This window comes from Geobacillus sp. YHL (genome assembly GCF_022341265.1).
GTDB classification, from domain to species: Bacteria; Bacillota; Bacilli; order Bacillales; family Anoxybacillaceae; genus Geobacillus; species Geobacillus thermoleovorans.
This window is the reverse complement of record NZ_JAEIGB010000003.1, coordinates 183,365-199,757: the sequence shown is the minus strand read 5'-3', so window position 1 is coordinate 199,757 and position 16,393 is coordinate 183,365. Positions and strand designations below refer to the sequence as shown.

Sequence of the window (16,393 nt, the reverse complement as noted above, 5' to 3'; positions counted from 1 at the left end):
GATGTTCCAACGGCCTGCTCCTTATCGCTGCCAACGGCCTAGTTTCGCCGCACAGGACAATAAACTAAATGACAATCCAATCGTGACCGCCACCCATGCCCACGCTAACCCCATCCGCCCCGATTCCATGGCCATGTAGACGGCGGTCGGGATCGTTTGCGTTTTGCCTGGGATGTTGCCGGCAAACATGAGCGTTGCACCGAACTCCCCGAGGCTGCGGGCAAACGACAGCACCGCTCCGGACAACAAAGCGTTTCTAGCCAGCGGCAGCGAAATATGCCAAAACACTTGGCGCTCGTTCGCCCCGTCGATGCGCGCCGCTCCTTCAATGGCGGGGTCGACGGCCTCCAGCCCCGCTTTGGCCGCCTGATACATGAGCGGAAACGACACAACAACCGCCGCCATCACCGCCGCTCCGGGCGTAAACAGCACAGTAGTGTGAAACCACGTTTCCATCAACTGTCCGATCGGGCTATGACGCCCAAACAAGACAACAAGCAAAAACCCGACGACCGACGGCGGCAATACAAGCGGCAGCATAAACACCGTCTCCATCGCCGTCTTCCCGCGAAACCGGCGGCGCGCCATCCACCTTGCTGCCGCTGTTCCAAGGATTGCGACGATTAGGCCGGCGAGAAGCGATACGTTTATCGATAACCAAACCGGTGACCAAAACTCTGCCATCGACGAACCTCTCTCTGTTCCGTCTCCCTTTTACCATACGAAAACAAACAGTAGAATGCTGTGATGCTACTCACATTGTAACATAGAAAAAGGAAAAACCAATTTAGAAAAAATTGTGACGCCTCGCACAAAAAAACAGTAACCGGTGATTTTTTTCACTCTCTCCCGCTGTGATGATTTTTACAATAGAAATAGCTGAATGAATGGAGGTGCTATCGATGGAAGCTGCAGTGAATGGATATTTTCCCCATTTACGTTCTTTGTTGCAATCGTCGAAAAAAGTGATTCCACTTCGCAAGCACTCCTTTTTGTTCCAAGAAGGGATGCCAGCCAATGAATTGTATTTGATCCTCTCTGGCAAAGTGCAAGTAAGCAAAATTTGCCCGGACGGAAAAGAAATGTGCTTCCGCATTTGCGGAAGCGGGGAAATCGTTGGTGAATTGACGCTGTTTACGAACGATGCACGCTACTTGTTGACGGCCAAGGTAATAGAGCCAGGCGAAGCGGCAGTCATAAACAAAGAGGAACTGGAACAGCAGCTGCTGATCAATCCGCCCCTTACCCTTGAATATATGCGCTGGATCAGCAAGCATGCCCGGCGGACACAGACAAAGTTTCGCGATTTGATCATGAACGGCAAAAAAGGAGCGCTTTACTCGACGCTCATTCGCCTTTGCAACAGTTATGGCGTCCCGCTTGAAGATGGAAGCATCTTCATTGACGTAACGTTAAAAAACCAAGACTTGGCCAACTTTTGCGGCACGACGCGCGAAAGCGTCAACCGGATGCTCAATGCGTTAAAACAGGAAGGGATTATCTCGATGAAGCGGGGGAAAATTACGGTTCATGATTTAAACTATTTGAAAACGGAAATTCAATGCGAAGACTGTCCGCCGGATATTTGTTGCATTGAGTGAGCGGTGCACCGTAGTTAGGGGTCTGTCTGATCGTTCCCCTTCGATACACAGCAACGACCAAGCCATTTTGGCGCGCTGATTAGAAGAACGCCCGACCGACCGTTGTTCGCGGCCTGCCGGACGCTCTCTTTTTTTCGATTGTGATGCGAATCACTTCTTTTTCTTTTCACCGCCGTATAATAAGAGCTATAGGGCTTTAGGCGGCTATCTCCCGTTTAGGGAAATGGGGAAACATTAATGTCCGCTTGTTTCTGAGCCGTCGTCTTCGCCCGTTTCGGTCACTTTCAGCATGGCGACGGCTCCTTTTTGTGCATGATTAAACTGATGAGTAACGATCGGATACGTTCCCGGTCGAGTGACAGTAAATTCGACAACGGCACCGCCGCTCGCCGGAAGCATCACCGTCTGCATCCCTTGCAAATGGTTGTTCGGGTTGCCATCAAGGTACACATCATCGAATACTGTACCAACAACATGGAATGAGCTTACTTCGTTCGGACCGACATTGTTGATATACAAGCGGATTTTCTCGCCGACTTTCGCCAATAATGGCTTTTCTTTAAGGGTAAATGTGTCCCCGTTCGTATTTGGATCACCAGGTTTGAGCGCTTTGGACGAGAAGACGACATAGCTTGGCACACCGTTTTGGAAATCGTTCATATCGTTGTATTTATACCATTCATTTTGGATGAGCACATATTCACGATCTACTTCCTTGTCGGTCGGATAACCGTTTTTTGGCTTGACAATGATCACGCCGTGCATGCCGTTGGCGATATGCTGCAAGACTGGCTTCGTACCGCAATGGTACATAAACACACCTGGTTTATTTGCCGGATAGGTGAACGTTCCCGATTTGTTCGGCATCACATCAATAAAATCTTTTGACGGTGAAGCGTGAACGGCGTGAAAATCCATGCTGTGCGGGACGACCGGGTCCATATTTTTCAACGTAAAATGGATCGTATCCCCTTCATTGACAACGACGAGCGGTCCGGGAGCTTGACCGTTAAATGTCCATGCTTTGTAAATTTTCCCTTTGTCAATTTCAATGTCGGTGATTTGCGCTGTCATTTCGATGTGGACATCATGAGGGCCGACCCGCTCCATTTTTAACGGCACCGGTGCTTGATTCACCCCTTTGTGCGCCGCTAACATGTTCGCAGCAGACTGTTGCGTAGTTGCCGCTGTTCCGTTTTTATTTTCCGCCTTTGCCTCTCCTCCTCCCCCGTTGCTGCATGCGGCCAGAAGCGAAGCGGCTAACGCGACGGACAATAACGAAGACATCCTTTGTTTCATCGTTCTCCCCCCTTAGATGATTTGATTTACACCTTTAACGTACGGCATTTTCACTTCTTCCCTGGTGATTTGTATCACCAACAGACAGCCATGTTTGAATGATTTGTGAAATAATGAGCAATATATTTTAATCATGTAACAATAGTGAAACGCATACTCACATTGAATAACAGAAAAACACGCCCAAATAAAAAAAGAGGCTAAAAGCGAACAAGCTTTCAGCCTCTCTATACGGTATTCCATTCAAGAAGCGAACCGCTTCGCCGGTTCGCCGGCTTTTTTGCCAAATACGAGCCGGTTCAGCAAGAAGCAAATAAGGGTAAACAAGCTAAGGAGCAGAAAACCGAGCACGTACGAACCTGTTGCATCTTTAATGATCCCCATGACAATCGGCGGAAAAAAGCCGCCAAGTCCGCCCCAGGCCCCGACAAGGCCGGTGACGGCGCCCGTTTCGGCTGGGAACAGCTGCGGCACGAGTTTGAACACCGCACCGTTGCCCAGCCCAGACATCACGGCCACAAACAAACAAGCCGCTGTCATCACCCAAATATTTTCCATTCCAAACGCGATCACCAACGCGCCGATTGTCATTCCAGCGTAGACGAACGTCAACACCCGTTCAGCGCCGATTTTATCGCCAAGATAGCCGCCGACTGGCCGCGCAAGCGTAGCGAGTACAGTAAACCCAGCCGCGCGCATCCCAGCATCCACCGGCGTCAACCCATACAAGTCAACGAGCAGCGACGGCAAGTAAATGCCGAAAGCGACAAACGCCCCGAACGTAACGAAGTAAAAGAGCGACAACGTCCACGTATGTTTATATTTCAATACCGACAGCGATTCACGCACCGTTTTTTGTTGTTTCGGTTTCGGCATATCCGGTGTGAAAAACCAAACGAGAACGAGCATGACGACAACCGGAATGATCATCCCCCAAAAAGCCCAAGGCACACCAAACGCTGCGGCAATCGATGGAACGGAAAACGCAGCAACCGCCGTGCCGAAGTTGCCCATCGCGTTAATCCCAAGCGCCGTCCCTTGCTTTTCCGGCGGAGTCAAGCGGGAAACGAACGTCACCGAAATGGCGAACGACGTTCCGGCCATGCCGATGAAAAACGCCCAAAACAGAAGCATCGCATACGAATCTGCAAACCCTGCGCCAACAAGCGGAATGACAAGAAACAAGAGCAGCAGCGAAAACAGCCTGCGCCCGCCGATCCGGTCCGTCCAAATGCCAAGCGGCAACCGCATCACCGAACCGAGCAAAACGGGAATGGCGACCAAAATGCTTTTTTGCGTCGATGTCAGCCCGTACATTTGTTGAAACGTACTCGCAAGCGGCGAAAACACGGCCCACACAGCGAATGAAAACATCATGGCGAACGTCGTAATCGGCAGCAGCGCCTTTTGTTTATTCATGAAAAGCCCCTCCCAAACTTTCAAAATTTGTGACGTTGTTTGTACTTCCATCATACGCAGGAGAAGGAAACGGATTTGTGAGGTTGATCACATTCTTGCCTGTTGTCACCATTTTGCCACAAGCGTTGTCACGGTTTTGTCACATCCAAAAAAAGAAAAAGCCCGTCCCCAAAAGGAACGGACACGATTTGGCAGAACGTTTTTCACATACGAACGATAAGAAACGCTGTTGGGCGCACACATCTCTTCCGCCCCGTCTGCGGCAAACAACTTGTTTTCTCACCCGCTCGCCCGTATCTCCTGCCTCATAAACAACCAATACGCGATCGCAAAGCAGATGAGGGTGGCGGCAATGAGCGCGGTCGCCTGCGGCCAAATAAGCAGCAAACTTTGCGAGAATGGCAAGGGGGCCGCAACAGCGCCGGCCGTTTGCTCCACCGTGACGATCCCTAGCGTTCGGACGTCCGGCGAAAGCAAGGCGGTTGTTGATTCATTGAACAAGTAGCTCGGCGACAATCTCATGAGACCAAGCACCAACTCTTGACGGCCGACCGCCTGCTCGACGGACGTAATGGCGTCAGACTGCAAAAACGGTTTCGCAAACACTTCCACGATCATCGAGTAGAAGAGATTGAAAAACAGCCAAACGGCCATCGACGACAACGCGGATGTCGCCGCCTGGCGGAAGACAACAGAAAACAAAATGCCGAGATTCAGCCAAAAGGCGATATACACAAGACATAACAACAAAAAGCATATGATGCGGGCAAATTCCTCGAACGTCGGTGGAATGCCCAAGATCAAAATGCCCAATGCCGTTACAAGCAATCCGAGAGAGAAAAACAACACAGCGTTCAACAAAAGAGCCGCGACAAACTTGCCATTGATCACATAATCGCGCGGAATCGGCTGGGCCATGAGCCGGCTTAACGTCCCCCGATTCCGCTCCGAATTGATGGCGTCAAATCCAAGGGCGATGCCGAGCAGCGGCCCGAGAAAGCTGACAAACGTCAGAAACGAAGGCAACGTTCCGTCCGAGACGGTGAATAATTTTAGAAACAAGTAGGCGCCTTTCGCGATTTCCTTGGCCTCTTCCGAGGAATCCAACGCGTCCCGGATCGTCGTCATCGCCGTATACAGCGAGCCGAAGCAAGTAAGCAAGATGAGGGCGATTAAAATGATCATGCGCCAACTCGTCAAATAATCGGCCAGTTCTTTTTTGACAATGGCCGAAAAGGCGCTGTTTGCCCCTCTTGCTCGTTTCTTCTCATCAAGCGCACCCACCTTCAGCCGTTCGCTCCATCTTTTCACATATGAAAAAACATCGTTTGCCCATCGCTCTTCCTTACTGGCCTTCACGTACATCCCTCCCTTCAAAATAGCGGTGATAAATCTCATCAAGTCCAAAATCCCGCCGGCTGAGATGGAACAGCGAAGATCCGGCTTCGATGATCGTCTGGCTGATGGCGGCGCTCACATCCGTTTGGCAATACACATCCCATCCATCTTCCGTTTGCTCCACTTTGTTGACGCCCGGAATCGCCTCGATTTTGGACCGTAAGGAAGCGTCAAGGGGGGAAGCGACCACATGGATGACATAGGCATCTTGCAAAAACAACTGTTGCGCGAGACGTTCCATATTCCCTTCGGCCAGCAATTTCCCATCAACGAACAGGCCAACCCGGTCGCAAATTTGTTGCACATGATGCAATTGGTGCGAGGACAGCAGGACCGTGATGCCTTCATGGCGGCTCAAATCGCGGATCAGCCGCAGCAACTCACGCACTCCCTCTGGATCGATGCCTAGCGTCGGCTCATCCAAAATGATCACTTCCGGACGCTTGATCAACACATCGGCCAGGCCGAGCCGCTGCCGCATCCCGCGTGAATACGTTCCCGTTTTTTGATGGGCGGCATCGGTCAACTTCACCTTCTCAAGCAGCTCCCACGCCCGCTTTTCCGCCTCGGCGCGGGGAATGCCGTTTAACGCTGCCGTATACAACAAGTTCTCCAAGCCTGTCATGTGATGGTAAAAGCCGACATCATCCGGCAAGTACCCGACTTTCCGTTTCACCTCAATCGGGTTTCGCACCGGATCGATCCCGCATACCCTCACCGAACCGGACGTCGGTTCGGTGAGCCCGAGCATCATCAAAATCGTCGTCGTCTTTCCCGCCCCGTTCGGGCCAAGGAGGCCAAAAATTTCCCCTTTTTGAATCGAAAGCGACAAATGGTCAACCGCCCGATGGTCGCCATACGTTTTGCACAAGTTGTCAAGCTCGATGACGGCAGGTGCTGCCATGCTTACCTCCTCCCGTATGTTTTGATCAAATAGTACAGCCCTCCGGCCACCCCGAGAATGATCAACACCGCCACCACTCCCCAAACGGTCGACGTTTTGACCGAGACGCGAAACGCCGCCTCCGCCGACGTTTCCGCCGTTTGCGCCTGGAAGTTGACGACATAATCCCCAGCGATCGCTTCATCCGACGCTTTCACTTTCGCCTTGACTGTTTTGGAATCGCCCGGGTTCAGCTGGGCGATCGTGCTTTGATCGAATTCCACTTCCCAATCAGGCGGAGCGTCAGCCGTCATATTGATGTTCAAAAGCGGAGCGCTTCCGGTGTTTTTGACGACAAGATCGATCACCCGTTCATGCCCCGCCGTCACATCGGTGCTTAAGTTTCCTGACGGCGTCGTCAGTTTGAGCGCATACGTGCCCGTAATGACCGCTTCTAACGTCAGCTCAGCCGACGTATCGCTCGTTTGCGCTTTGATCGGGATTTTGTACGTGCCCGCTTTCACATTTTCCGGCGGTTTGACCTCTACGGTAATGTCTCTTGATTCATTCGGCTCGAGTTTCACCGACGTAACGGAATTGCCTTCCGATTTGAACGTGACTTGCCAACCTTTTTCCGCCGCCGAACTTAACGCGTAATTTTGCGTCTTGGCGGTTCGGTTTTTCAGCGTGACATCATACGTGAAGCTCGAATCCGCGTGCCCCTCGAGGTTCGTTTGTTCCGACGTCAGTTCCGTTTTAAACGATCCTTGTTCCGTCACGCGGACAAGCAGCGGCAATTTCGATGAACCACTCTCCCCTTTCGCGACGAGCCAAAAGCGGTAATCCCCTTTGTCGGCATCCAGCGGCACGGTCACTTCCAACGTGACCTCTTCTTCTTTTCCGCCTCGGACGGACAGCTGCTCAATCGTTCTCCCCTCAGCGGTAATCGAAGTCGACCATCCTTTCGGCAGGTGGTCAAACGAGAAGGTGACGTTTTCAATGTTGGAACCGTTGTTGATGACATTGACCGTATAGTCGATTGTTTCCCCCGGCGTCACGGAAAGCCCGGTGTATGGCGTGAAAAGAACAACACCGCTTGCCGCCGATGCCGGGCGGATCGGAAGAAGAAGCGAAAAGAGCGTCAAGATCATGGCGAACATCATGATGACCCTGCTTCGCACGACGTTCACTCCCTCCTTCTGTTTTCACTTCGTATACGCCAGAAATGGATCAATGGATTTGTTTTGCAGGAGAAAAATGAAATTGTAGAATAGATGCAGTAGGGGCAACAATTCTATCAAGCATGTGTCGGGAGGTGGGCAAGATGGAAGATCGATGGGAAGACATGGAACTGCTCGAGAAGATCGCCGAAGGCTCGCGCGCCGCCTTTGACCGTTTTTACGAAAAATACGCTCCGATGGTCTATCATATCGCTCTTCGGATCGTCGGCGACGAGGTGGAGGCGGAAGATGTCAGCCACGATGTGTTTCTCGAAATCTTGCAAAAACCGCATCAATTCGACCCGAAACGGGGAACCGTTCAAGCCTTTCTTGCCGTGAAAACGAAAAGCCGGTCGCTCGACCGCCTGCGCAAGAAACGGGATCTTTTAGTGAGCCGCCTTGAGGAAGCAGCTTTAACAGAAAAGGGGGCGGAATTTGATTTTCTCCGCCAACTGGAACAACAAGTCATCATAGACGCTTTAACCCATCTCCCCGAGGAGCAGCGGCAAGCCATCATTCACTTTTACTTTCATGGGGAAACACAGCGGGAAATCGCCGCCGCGATGAACAAACCGTTAGGCTCCGTCAAGTCGCTCATCCGCTACGGCTTGCGCAATTTGCGGAAACAAAAAGAGCTGTTCCACTGGATGGGGGCTGGCAGAGGTGAAGAACAGCATGAAGCATAGCCATATTTCGGAAGCAAAAATCGTGGACTGGCTGTTAGGCATGCTGCCAGAGCAAGAAAAAGAAGACGTGTCCAACCATCTAAAGCAGTGCCTTGAATGCCAACGCTTGCTTGAAGCGTGGAAAAACATCGGGCTTAAGGAGGAAGCTCAATATGAAGCACCTCCCCTTTCTCATAAAGAGCGAATTTGGGCCCAAGCAGAAGCGCAAAAACAAACGAAGCGGATGCGGCGCGGTCTCCGCATGGCAGGCGGGTGGATCGGTGCAGCTTTGGCCGTTTTCCTTTTCACCTTGCGCCTTTCCGCTCCCAGCGACGGACCAGCCGCTTCCCATGACCGATCGGATGAGCCATATCGATACCAGATTGTCGAACAACATACCGACATTCCGATCGAGCGAATCATCCATAATCCCAAAACGAAACAAATTCCGATTGAGCCATCGGCGCTCTTTCAACAGATGGACGGCACAATTTGGCTCAATGACGATACGAAGGAAATGTTGATGGAAATTGAAGGGCTGCCGCCGTTTGCGGCCCGCGATTATCAATTGTGGATCATTTACACCAACAACGAGGTCAAAGGGGAACTGTTGACGATCCGCCACGGAGCGGCGCGCATTTTGATCACCGGCGAGGATGTCAAACAGTTCAAGCAAATTAAAGCGAGCCTCGAACCAAAAGGGGGAAGCGCGGCGCCGACCGGGCCCGAGACCTTTATAGTCGAGTTGAACCACGAATGATCTTTCAACAAAAACGGGGAAGGGCGCCTGCTCCTCCCCCGTATGTTTTGAACACACATCCAACATCCGCCGCATGCGCCCGGGCAACCGTCTCACGAACGCCGTAGCGCCGTCATTTTAAGCGGCCGTTTTTCACCGCCTTCTTACCGTTGGCTTCGCTCTTTTGTCCGCAGCGCCTTTGGAATGTAAACACAATACGGCTCGCTTTCCAAATAGTCTCCCGTCACCGCGTACGCCCGCGAGCGTGAGCCGCCGCACACATATCGGAACTCGCAGACGCCGCATTTTCCTTTATATTTGTCCGGATTGCGCAAGTCTTGGAAAATCGGCGAGTGTCGGTAAATGTCCGCCAGCGGCGTTCCCCGGACGTTCCCGGCTTTGACTGGCAGCAGCCCGCTTGGGTAGACATCGCCGATATGGGAGATAAAAACAAAGCCGTTGCCGTCGTTTACTCCTTTCGGCGCGCGGCCGAGCCCGTCGACTTGTCCGGTTAAGCCTTTGTTCAACACGTCTTCGTAACGGATGCCGCCTTTTGTCGTTTTTCCTTCGCGCATTTTCGCCTGCAGCACAACGCGGCGGTAATGCTGGCCGGCTGTCGTTTTAATGTCAAACGGAACGCGCTTGCTCGTTTCATACAACCAGCGGAACACCCGCTCATGCTCGATGGGGGAAATCATGTCCTCCTCCTTCCCCCTGCCTGTCGGCACAAGGAAAAAGACGCTCCAAAGGACGCATTTCAGCTTCTCAACCAATTCCGCCATTTCATCAAGCACATGAACGTTGTATCGCGAAATGACGGTGTTGATTTGCACGGGAATGTCGAGCTCATGCAAGTATTGAATCGCACGGATCGTCAAATCAAACGAGCCGCTCACGCCGCGGAAATGGTCGTGAATCTCGGCGTTTGGCCCGTCAAGGCTAAACGCCCAGCGCGACAGGCCGACCTCTTTTGCTTTGCGGATCGCCTCTTTCGTCACGTTCGGCGTCGCGCTCGGCGTCATTGACACGCGCAATCCTTTATCGATCGCATATTTCGCTAAATCGTACACATCCGGGCGCATGAGCGGATCGCCGCCCGTAAAGACGAGCATCGGCTGATCCATCTCGTAAATCTCATCGATCAGTTTTTTCCCTTCCTCAAACGTCAACTCGCGCGGATCGCGATGGTATTGCGCTTCGGCGCGGCAATGAAGGCACTTGAGTTGACAAGCTCTCGTCAATTCCCAAATCACAATAAACGGATTTTCATTAAAATCGCGCATTGCGGCCCCCTCCTTGGCCTCCATTGTACCGCAACATTCAGGCGCGTTATGTGATATCGATCACATCCACAGCAAAGCCACAACAGAGGGCGATCGTGCCATGAGCGAAGATGACAGCCGTTTAAACAGGCGGTATAACATTTAAGTAAAAACGAGTGGAGATGAGACGATGCCAGACGGGGTCTCGTACCACGCCAAAGACATTTCACGAAGTCGCGAAACGAACGGGGCTGACCGTCCTCGAAGTGGCGGACTTGGCGAAGGAAATCAACCTCCAGTCCAATAACGTAAAAGAGCCGAAGTCGTGCGGTTCTTTTTCGCCCTATTGCCGTTTCATAAAATTCAGGTCATCATCAAAAGGTGCACTTGACCTTTTATTGACAGTTATTGTACAGGCGAAATCATTTTTCACTTGCGTATCATGAACGTCTTTGTGCATCAAGTGCATTTTGTGGTGAAAAGCCGGGAAAAGAACCATTTCGCGGTCAAGGATGGCTCTTCTGAATTGAAAAAAGTGTATGCGGTGTCTGCTTCGGCCACAATCCCCCCTTCACCGGTACTCTTCCTCCGTATTGACATTGCGCCATACGTCTCCATCCGCGGCAAGCTGTTGGGCGTCAACATAGCGGACGCGGGCGCCGTCAATAAGCGAGATCATCCGCCGTTCGCCGGCGTCAAGCAGCTCGGCGATCACGGAACGAAGCCGACGATGGTATAGAGCGACCAATGGCTCTGGGCGGCCGCCATGGAGTGGAACGATGGCGTCAAACGTCGGATCGATATAGGAAGCAAGCCGCTCCGCCACTTCCCGCCGCATGTACGGCATGTCGCACGGCAGGACGAACACCCAGTCGGCTCGGCTCTGTTCCATGACGGTGTAAAGGCCGGCCAGCGGCCCAGAACCACGGTAACGCTCCACATCAAGCAACACCGGGATGTCCGTTTGCCGGCGGAATTCATCGACAAGCGACGGATGGCTGACGATGTACAGTTCATCAGTGATCGGATCGAGCGCCGCCACAGACCAAGTGAAAAACGGAGCGCCTTCGTGCAGCGCAAACGCCTTCGGCCGCCCGAACCGGCGCGACTGGCCGCCGGCGAGCACCGCTCCGGCAATGGTTCGTTTCATCTCTATCCCCTCTTTCTGAACTTCATCTGCCCCTACCGTACCATACCAACCGGCGAAAAAAAAAGATTTCCGCCTACAGACGGAAATCCCAATGGAGCGGATGATTTATTTTTTGCCGATGGCCACCCGCCATACGTCCGGCCCTTCCTCTAAGTACTCCCATGTAAACTGATCCGGACGCTCCATCATGAATTGGTATTGCAGCGGACGCGGGTCATGGTCATTCGTCAGCTCCATCACTTCCCCCGGCTTCAAACTGTCAAACAGCCGAAAAATTGCCGGATGGCGGTCGCGCGGCGGATAGTCCGGGGCGTGGATTTTGGCAGCAAATTGGTTCATAACATTGGCCTCCTTTGTAGTATAATGAATTATATACTTTATCATAACCGCTTGAACCTTGGGCGGTAGTGACGAGCGTCACAGCCCGAAGGTGAACATGTTCAATCCCCATGAAAGGAGAAATGGCGGTTGGAAGAGCTTGTTGGCTTTTGCGCGCAATGCGGCAAGCCGATCCATTGTCTGCATGGGTTCTTAAATGGCGTCGTCAGCCGAGAAACAGAGACGTTGTACTGCTTTCCGTGCCATGACAAGCAAAAGGAAAACGAACACACCACGCCGGACAAATGCCACAAGTGATTGAAAACGTTCACAAACGAAAGGGGGCTGACCCAAAAATCCACTAACAAGTGGACTTTTGGAGCCAGCTCTTTCTTTTTTAAATCGTACATTGATCATGAACGATTCCGATTAAATCCCTTGTTTCTCCTTATATTATAAAGAAAGGAAGTTCGATTTTCTTAAAAACAATGTCGCTGCCGGGATTAACATGACCGTACGGGCTAAAACGCACTCCTTTTCCTGGACGGATACAAAGCGACAATGACACAAAACGTTATTTTCAAATTTCTACGAATCATTTATAATATGAATGGGGAACGATGATCCTCATTTGTTCTGCGCTACAATCCCATCCCTTTCCTCAACCATTTACTCTACACGCTCGTTTCCCCAGTCCTCAAAAGAAAGGAGCGATTCATCATCACTCGCTTTTCCAGGGCTGCTATATATCTTATTAGAAGGGAGGATTTTCCTTGGAAGAGATATTGAAACAAATTTTGGACAAGCTCCAAATTATCGAACATGAAGTAAGCGACGTCAAAACAAACATGGCAACGAAACAGGAGCTCGAAGAAGTGAAGCAAAACTTCACAACAGAGCTTGAGGATATTAAAGCCAACATGGCAACGAAACAAGAACTTGAAGAAGTGAAGCATAGTTTCACAAAAGAGATCGAAGACATCAAAGCCAACATGGCTACCAAGCAAGAACTTGAAGACATCAAAGCCAACATGGCTACCAAGCAAGAACTTGAAGGCATCAAAGCCAACATGGCTACCAAGCAAGAACTTGAAGGCATCAAAGCCAACATGGCTACCAAACAAGAACTTGAAGGCATCAAAGCCAACATGGCTACCAAACAAGAACTTGAAGACATCAAAGCCAACATGGCTACCAAGCAAGAACTTGAAGACATCAAAGCCAACATGGCTACCAAACAAGAACTTGAAGACATCAAAGCCAACATGGCTACCAAGCAAGAACTTGAAGGCATCAAAGCCAACATGGCTACCAAACAAGAACTTGAAGACATCAAAGCCAACATGGCTACCAAACAGGAGCTTGAGGACGTAAAGAACAACCTAATGAAAGAATTAGATCATGTCAAAGCCAATATGGTCACGAAGCAAGAGTTTGTTTTCGTCCAACAAGCAGTGCTTGAAACAAATGAAATCGTTAAGAAAATAGAACAAAACATGGAAAAGCACGAACGGATTTTAGATCTTCTTTCTAGGCGTTCGATTGAACAAGAAGCGGCAATTTCCAGCATTCGTCTTATTAAGGCACCATAAGTAAGGAGAGAGCATCCCTCCCTACCTTTCTTAGGTGTGGCCGCCTTTTATAGTAATGAAGAAACGTCTCCATCGGAATGCGCTTGGCGATTTCGTAAACTACATGAGCCATATGATCCAATGGAATGATATCGCTTGGCAACGTGAGGTGATCCACGGTACACTCTTCAAAAATATGATGATGTGTCATAAAAGAATCGCTCCTTTTTCGGTGATAGTGGTTTATGGTGACTCTATTCTGCCAGAAAACGAACGATTCTCTTCTATATTTCGTGTAAAAACGGGCTAATCCCAAAACGCATTCGCGTTTTGGGTCAGCCCGTTTTTGTTATTCTTCCTCCGCCAAATTCGCCACCGGCAGCTCTTCCCCTTCGCCGTGAGTTGGTTTGCGCAAATGGAACATCGCTTTGATGGCAAAGACAAGCAAGGCGGCGACGCCGATCAAAAAGATCGTATCCGGAACAAAGCGGACAAGCAGCAAGTTTTGTACGACGTCTTGTTGCAAGAACGAAGGCGAACGGGACGCCCAATAGCCGTGTTCAAACGCTTCTTTGATTTGCAGCACCCCAACCGGGAGAAGCGTGATGAGAACCATGCCAGCCAGGCCGATGTTCAGCATCCAGCAAGAGAATTTCAGCCATTTGTCGTTCCATGCTTCCGGTTTGACGATGTTGCGCAGCGAATAAAGGAGCACGGCGATCGCAAACATGCCATACACGCCCATCATCGCCGCATGGCCGTGGGTCGGCGTTAAAAACTGCCCGTGTTCAAAGTAGCTGACCGCCGGCAAGTTGATGAGGAAACCGAACACGCCAGCGCCGACCAAATTCCAAATGGCGGTTGAAATCAAGAACCAGAATGTGGCCTTGTACGGGAAGTTGACCCCGCCGTCGCGCATCATTTTGTACTGCTCATACGCTTCCAAAATAAGGAGCGTGAGCGGAATCACTTCGAGCGCCGAGAACACCGCGCCAAGGGCGATCCAAATTTCCGGTGAACCGTTGTAGTAATAGTGGTGGCCGATGCCGATGACACCGCTGCCTAGTAAAATCGTAAATTGAAAATAGAGAGCCCGGACCGTCGATTTTTTCGTTACGAGCCGCAATTGAACGAGCAAGAACCCGATGACAACAACGGCGAACACTTCAAAAATGCCTTCCACCCACAAGTGGATGATCCACCAGCGCCAGAAGTCAGCCATCGTAAAGTTCGTATCCGGCTCGATAAAGAACGCGAAGATGTAAAAGAACGGAACGGCGATGGCCGAATAAAACAGCAAGTGGATGAGCCCGCCTTTGTCGCTTTCTTGCTTCAGCCCGCGTTTGACGCCGCGGAAGACGATGAACAGCCAAAGCAGCATGCCCACGACTAAAATGATTTGCCAAACGCGGCCTAGCTCAATGTATTCCCAACCTTGGTGGCCAAACAGGAACCATTCGTTTCCTAAATAGCCGTTGACGCCGAGCCATTGGCCGATCATGCTGCCGGCGACAAGGACGACAAGCGCCCAAAAAAGCAGATCGACGAGCAGCCCTTGCTTTTTCGGCTCTTGCCCGCCGACAAGCGGGGCGATAAAAATCCCCATGCCAAGCCAAGCGGTGGCAATCCAAAAAATCGCCAGCTGCAAATGATACCCTTTGGCGATGTTAAACGGCAATAGGTCATGGATCCATTTGATGCCAAAGAAGCTGTCCGGTTCCGTATAGTAGTGGGCGAGCAGCGCCCCGAACATCGTTTGGACGAAAAAGAGCGCCGATACAACGACGAAATATTTGCCCGCTTTCACTTGCGACGGAGTCAGCGGCTGCCGCCGCAAATCGATGACTGGAAACTTCCCTTCTGCATACGCTTCTTGCATGCTTAACTGATAGCGGTGGAACACATACAAAATGATCCCGATGAACAAAATCAAAATCGTGACGCTCGCGCCGCTCCACCATACCGCGGAAAATGACATCGTATTGCCGGCGTCCTCATAGTACGGCCAGTTGTTTGTATAGGTGATGTGGTCGCCAAGTCTTGGCGTGCTTGACAGCCAAGCGGTCCAGAAGAAAAAGTCGGCAATTTGCTTGATTTGGTCGCCGTCCGCGACCCAAGCACGGCCTGATTTTGGCATGTCGCTTTCTTTGATCAATCCTTTTTTCAATCCCCAACCGTCGCCATTGGTGAACACGTCGCGGTAATAGTCGCGCACTTTTTCCAACCCGTATACTTGCGCATCTGTCAGGACGAGAACATCCGTAACCGGGTTGTAGCGATTTTTTCGCATTTCCTTGATGACTTGTTCGCGGATGATCGTTTTCTCATCGGCGGTTAAATCGGCAAACGGTTTGTGATACCGCTCTTTTGCTTTGTAATCTTGCATGCCTTCCGTATAAATTTTCAACGCTTCCGCCGTATAGTCCGGCCCCATATACGACCCATGCCCAAGCACGGTTCCGTAATCCATCAGCCCGTATTTTTGGAAGACGGCCTGCCCGCCGATGATCGTTTCTTTCGTCATCAACACTTGGCCGTCTTCACTGCGCACTTCCTTCGGCCTCGGCGCCATTTCTTTAAAAATCCAATATCCGCCGACAAGCAGGACGGTAAAGCTGATCACAATAGTGAAAATGAGAATCGATTTGAGAAAACTGTTGGTCGTTTGCCGCCCCGGCCGCATGTTGGGGCGAACGGATCGATGAACTTCCATATGAGCCAACCTCCTTCTCGTTTGTTCGCCCCCATTGTAGCGCGCTGATCGTTCGGCGGTTTGTGAGCCGGGACAAATGTCCATTATGATTTATATCACAGCTTTATGGCGTGAGAATGTATACAATGAAGGCAGAAAAGGCCAAACGGCGCGGA

Annotated in this window: 15 protein-coding genes; 5 read left to right on the top strand and 10 right to left on the bottom strand. The window is 51.1% G+C overall.

The genetic code is table 11. The features are described from left to right. Nucleotides 1–21: 21 nt before the first annotated feature. Nucleotides 22–684, bottom strand: coding sequence for a molybdate ABC transporter permease subunit (modB, locus tag JCR24_RS05395; protein WP_238980227.1), 663 nt, complete (start codon nucleotides 682–684; stop codon nucleotides 22–24). A 218-nt stretch (nucleotides 685–902) separates the two neighbouring features. Here modB and JCR24_RS05390 point away from each other — a divergent pair, with 218 nt between their 5' ends. After that, the gene (locus tag JCR24_RS05390) at nucleotides 903–1,601 is read left to right on the top strand and encodes a Crp/Fnr family transcriptional regulator (RefSeq protein ID WP_238980226.1); all 699 of its coding nucleotides are present in this window, start codon (nucleotides 903–905) and stop codon (nucleotides 1,599–1,601) included. 234 nt (nucleotides 1,602–1,835) lie between these two features. On the opposite strand, the gene JCR24_RS05385 is transcribed toward JCR24_RS05390, so the two are convergent. From JCR24_RS05385 to JCR24_RS05365, 5 genes are all read right to left on the bottom strand, one after another. Continuing rightward, a complete protein-coding gene (locus tag JCR24_RS05385) occupies nucleotides 1,836–2,900 on the bottom strand; it encodes a multicopper oxidase domain-containing protein (RefSeq protein ID WP_011230269.1) in 1,065 nt (354 codons plus the stop codon). A gap of 243 nt (nucleotides 2,901–3,143) precedes the next feature. After that, nucleotides 3,144–4,319 (bottom strand): MFS transporter, encoded by a 1,176-nt coding sequence (locus JCR24_RS05380; RefSeq protein WP_013146103.1) that lies wholly within the window; start codon nucleotides 4,317–4,319, stop codon nucleotides 3,144–3,146. Nucleotides 4,320–4,598: 279 nt separating this feature from the next. After that, nucleotides 4,599–5,678: an ABC transporter permease gene (locus JCR24_RS05375; protein ID WP_021322318.1), complete on the bottom strand. Its 1,080-nt coding sequence runs from the start codon at nucleotides 5,676–5,678 to the stop codon at nucleotides 4,599–4,601. Continuing rightward, nucleotides 5,665–6,621 carry an ABC transporter ATP-binding protein gene (locus tag JCR24_RS05370; protein ID WP_238980225.1) on the bottom strand — a complete coding sequence of 319 codons (957 nt, stop codon included), beginning with the start codon at nucleotides 6,619–6,621 and terminating at the stop codon, nucleotides 5,665–5,667. Before JCR24_RS05370 ends, JCR24_RS05375 begins: the two co-directional genes overlap by 14 nt. Before the next feature lie 2 nt (nucleotides 6,622–6,623). Continuing rightward, nucleotides 6,624–7,790 carry a COG1470 family protein gene (locus JCR24_RS05365; protein WP_238980224.1) on the bottom strand — a complete coding sequence of 389 codons (1,167 nt, stop codon included), beginning with the start codon at nucleotides 7,788–7,790 and terminating at the stop codon, nucleotides 6,624–6,626. A gap of 134 nt (nucleotides 7,791–7,924) precedes the next feature. On the opposite strand from JCR24_RS05365, the gene JCR24_RS05360 reads away from it, so the two are divergent. Both JCR24_RS05360 and JCR24_RS05355 read left to right on the top strand, forming a co-directional pair. Further along, nucleotides 7,925–8,506, top strand: a complete 582-nt coding sequence (locus JCR24_RS05360) for an RNA polymerase sigma factor (RefSeq protein ID WP_238980223.1) — start codon at nucleotides 7,925–7,927, stop codon at nucleotides 8,504–8,506. After that, nucleotides 8,496–9,245, top strand: coding sequence for an anti-sigma factor (locus JCR24_RS05355; RefSeq protein WP_014195095.1), 750 nt, complete (start codon nucleotides 8,496–8,498; stop codon nucleotides 9,243–9,245). The genes JCR24_RS05360 and JCR24_RS05355 overlap by 11 nt, the downstream gene beginning before the upstream one ends. A gap of 143 nt (nucleotides 9,246–9,388) precedes the next feature. On the opposite strand, the gene JCR24_RS05350 is transcribed toward JCR24_RS05355, so the two are convergent. The 3 genes from JCR24_RS05350 to JCR24_RS05340 all read right to left on the bottom strand — a co-directional run bounded on the left by JCR24_RS05350 (nucleotide 9,389) and on the right by JCR24_RS05340 (nucleotide 11,975). Further along, entirely contained in the window at nucleotides 9,389–10,507 is a 1,119-nt protein-coding gene (locus tag JCR24_RS05350; protein ID WP_238980222.1) for a TIGR04053 family radical SAM/SPASM domain-containing protein, read from the bottom strand. A 550-nt stretch (nucleotides 10,508–11,057) separates the two neighbouring features. Further along, complete coding sequence (locus JCR24_RS05345) at nucleotides 11,058–11,636, bottom strand: molybdenum cofactor guanylyltransferase (RefSeq protein WP_238980221.1); 579 nt, start codon at nucleotides 11,634–11,636, stop codon at nucleotides 11,058–11,060. Nucleotides 11,637–11,741: 105 nt separating this feature from the next. Next, nucleotides 11,742–11,975 carry a DUF2249 domain-containing protein gene (locus JCR24_RS05340; RefSeq protein WP_013523134.1) on the bottom strand — a complete coding sequence of 78 codons (234 nt, stop codon included), beginning with the start codon at nucleotides 11,973–11,975 and terminating at the stop codon, nucleotides 11,742–11,744. Between the two features lie 129 nt (nucleotides 11,976–12,104). On the opposite strand from JCR24_RS05340, the gene JCR24_RS05335 reads away from it, so the two are divergent. Continuing rightward, nucleotides 12,105–12,272 (top strand): hypothetical protein, encoded by a 168-nt coding sequence (locus tag JCR24_RS05335; RefSeq protein ID WP_013146120.1) that lies wholly within the window; start codon nucleotides 12,105–12,107, stop codon nucleotides 12,270–12,272. Nucleotides 12,273–12,727: 455 nt separating this feature from the next. Then, the gene (locus JCR24_RS05330) at nucleotides 12,728–13,546 is read left to right on the top strand and encodes a hypothetical protein (RefSeq protein ID WP_238980220.1); all 819 of its coding nucleotides are present in this window, start codon (nucleotides 12,728–12,730) and stop codon (nucleotides 13,544–13,546) included. A gap of 328 nt (nucleotides 13,547–13,874) precedes the next feature. Here the strand turns inward: JCR24_RS05330 and JCR24_RS05325 are convergent, their stop codons facing one another. After that, a complete protein-coding gene (locus JCR24_RS05325) occupies nucleotides 13,875–16,238 on the bottom strand; it encodes a nitric-oxide reductase large subunit (RefSeq protein ID WP_041467832.1) in 2,364 nt (787 codons plus the stop codon). Nucleotides 16,239–16,393: the final 155 nt, after the last annotated feature.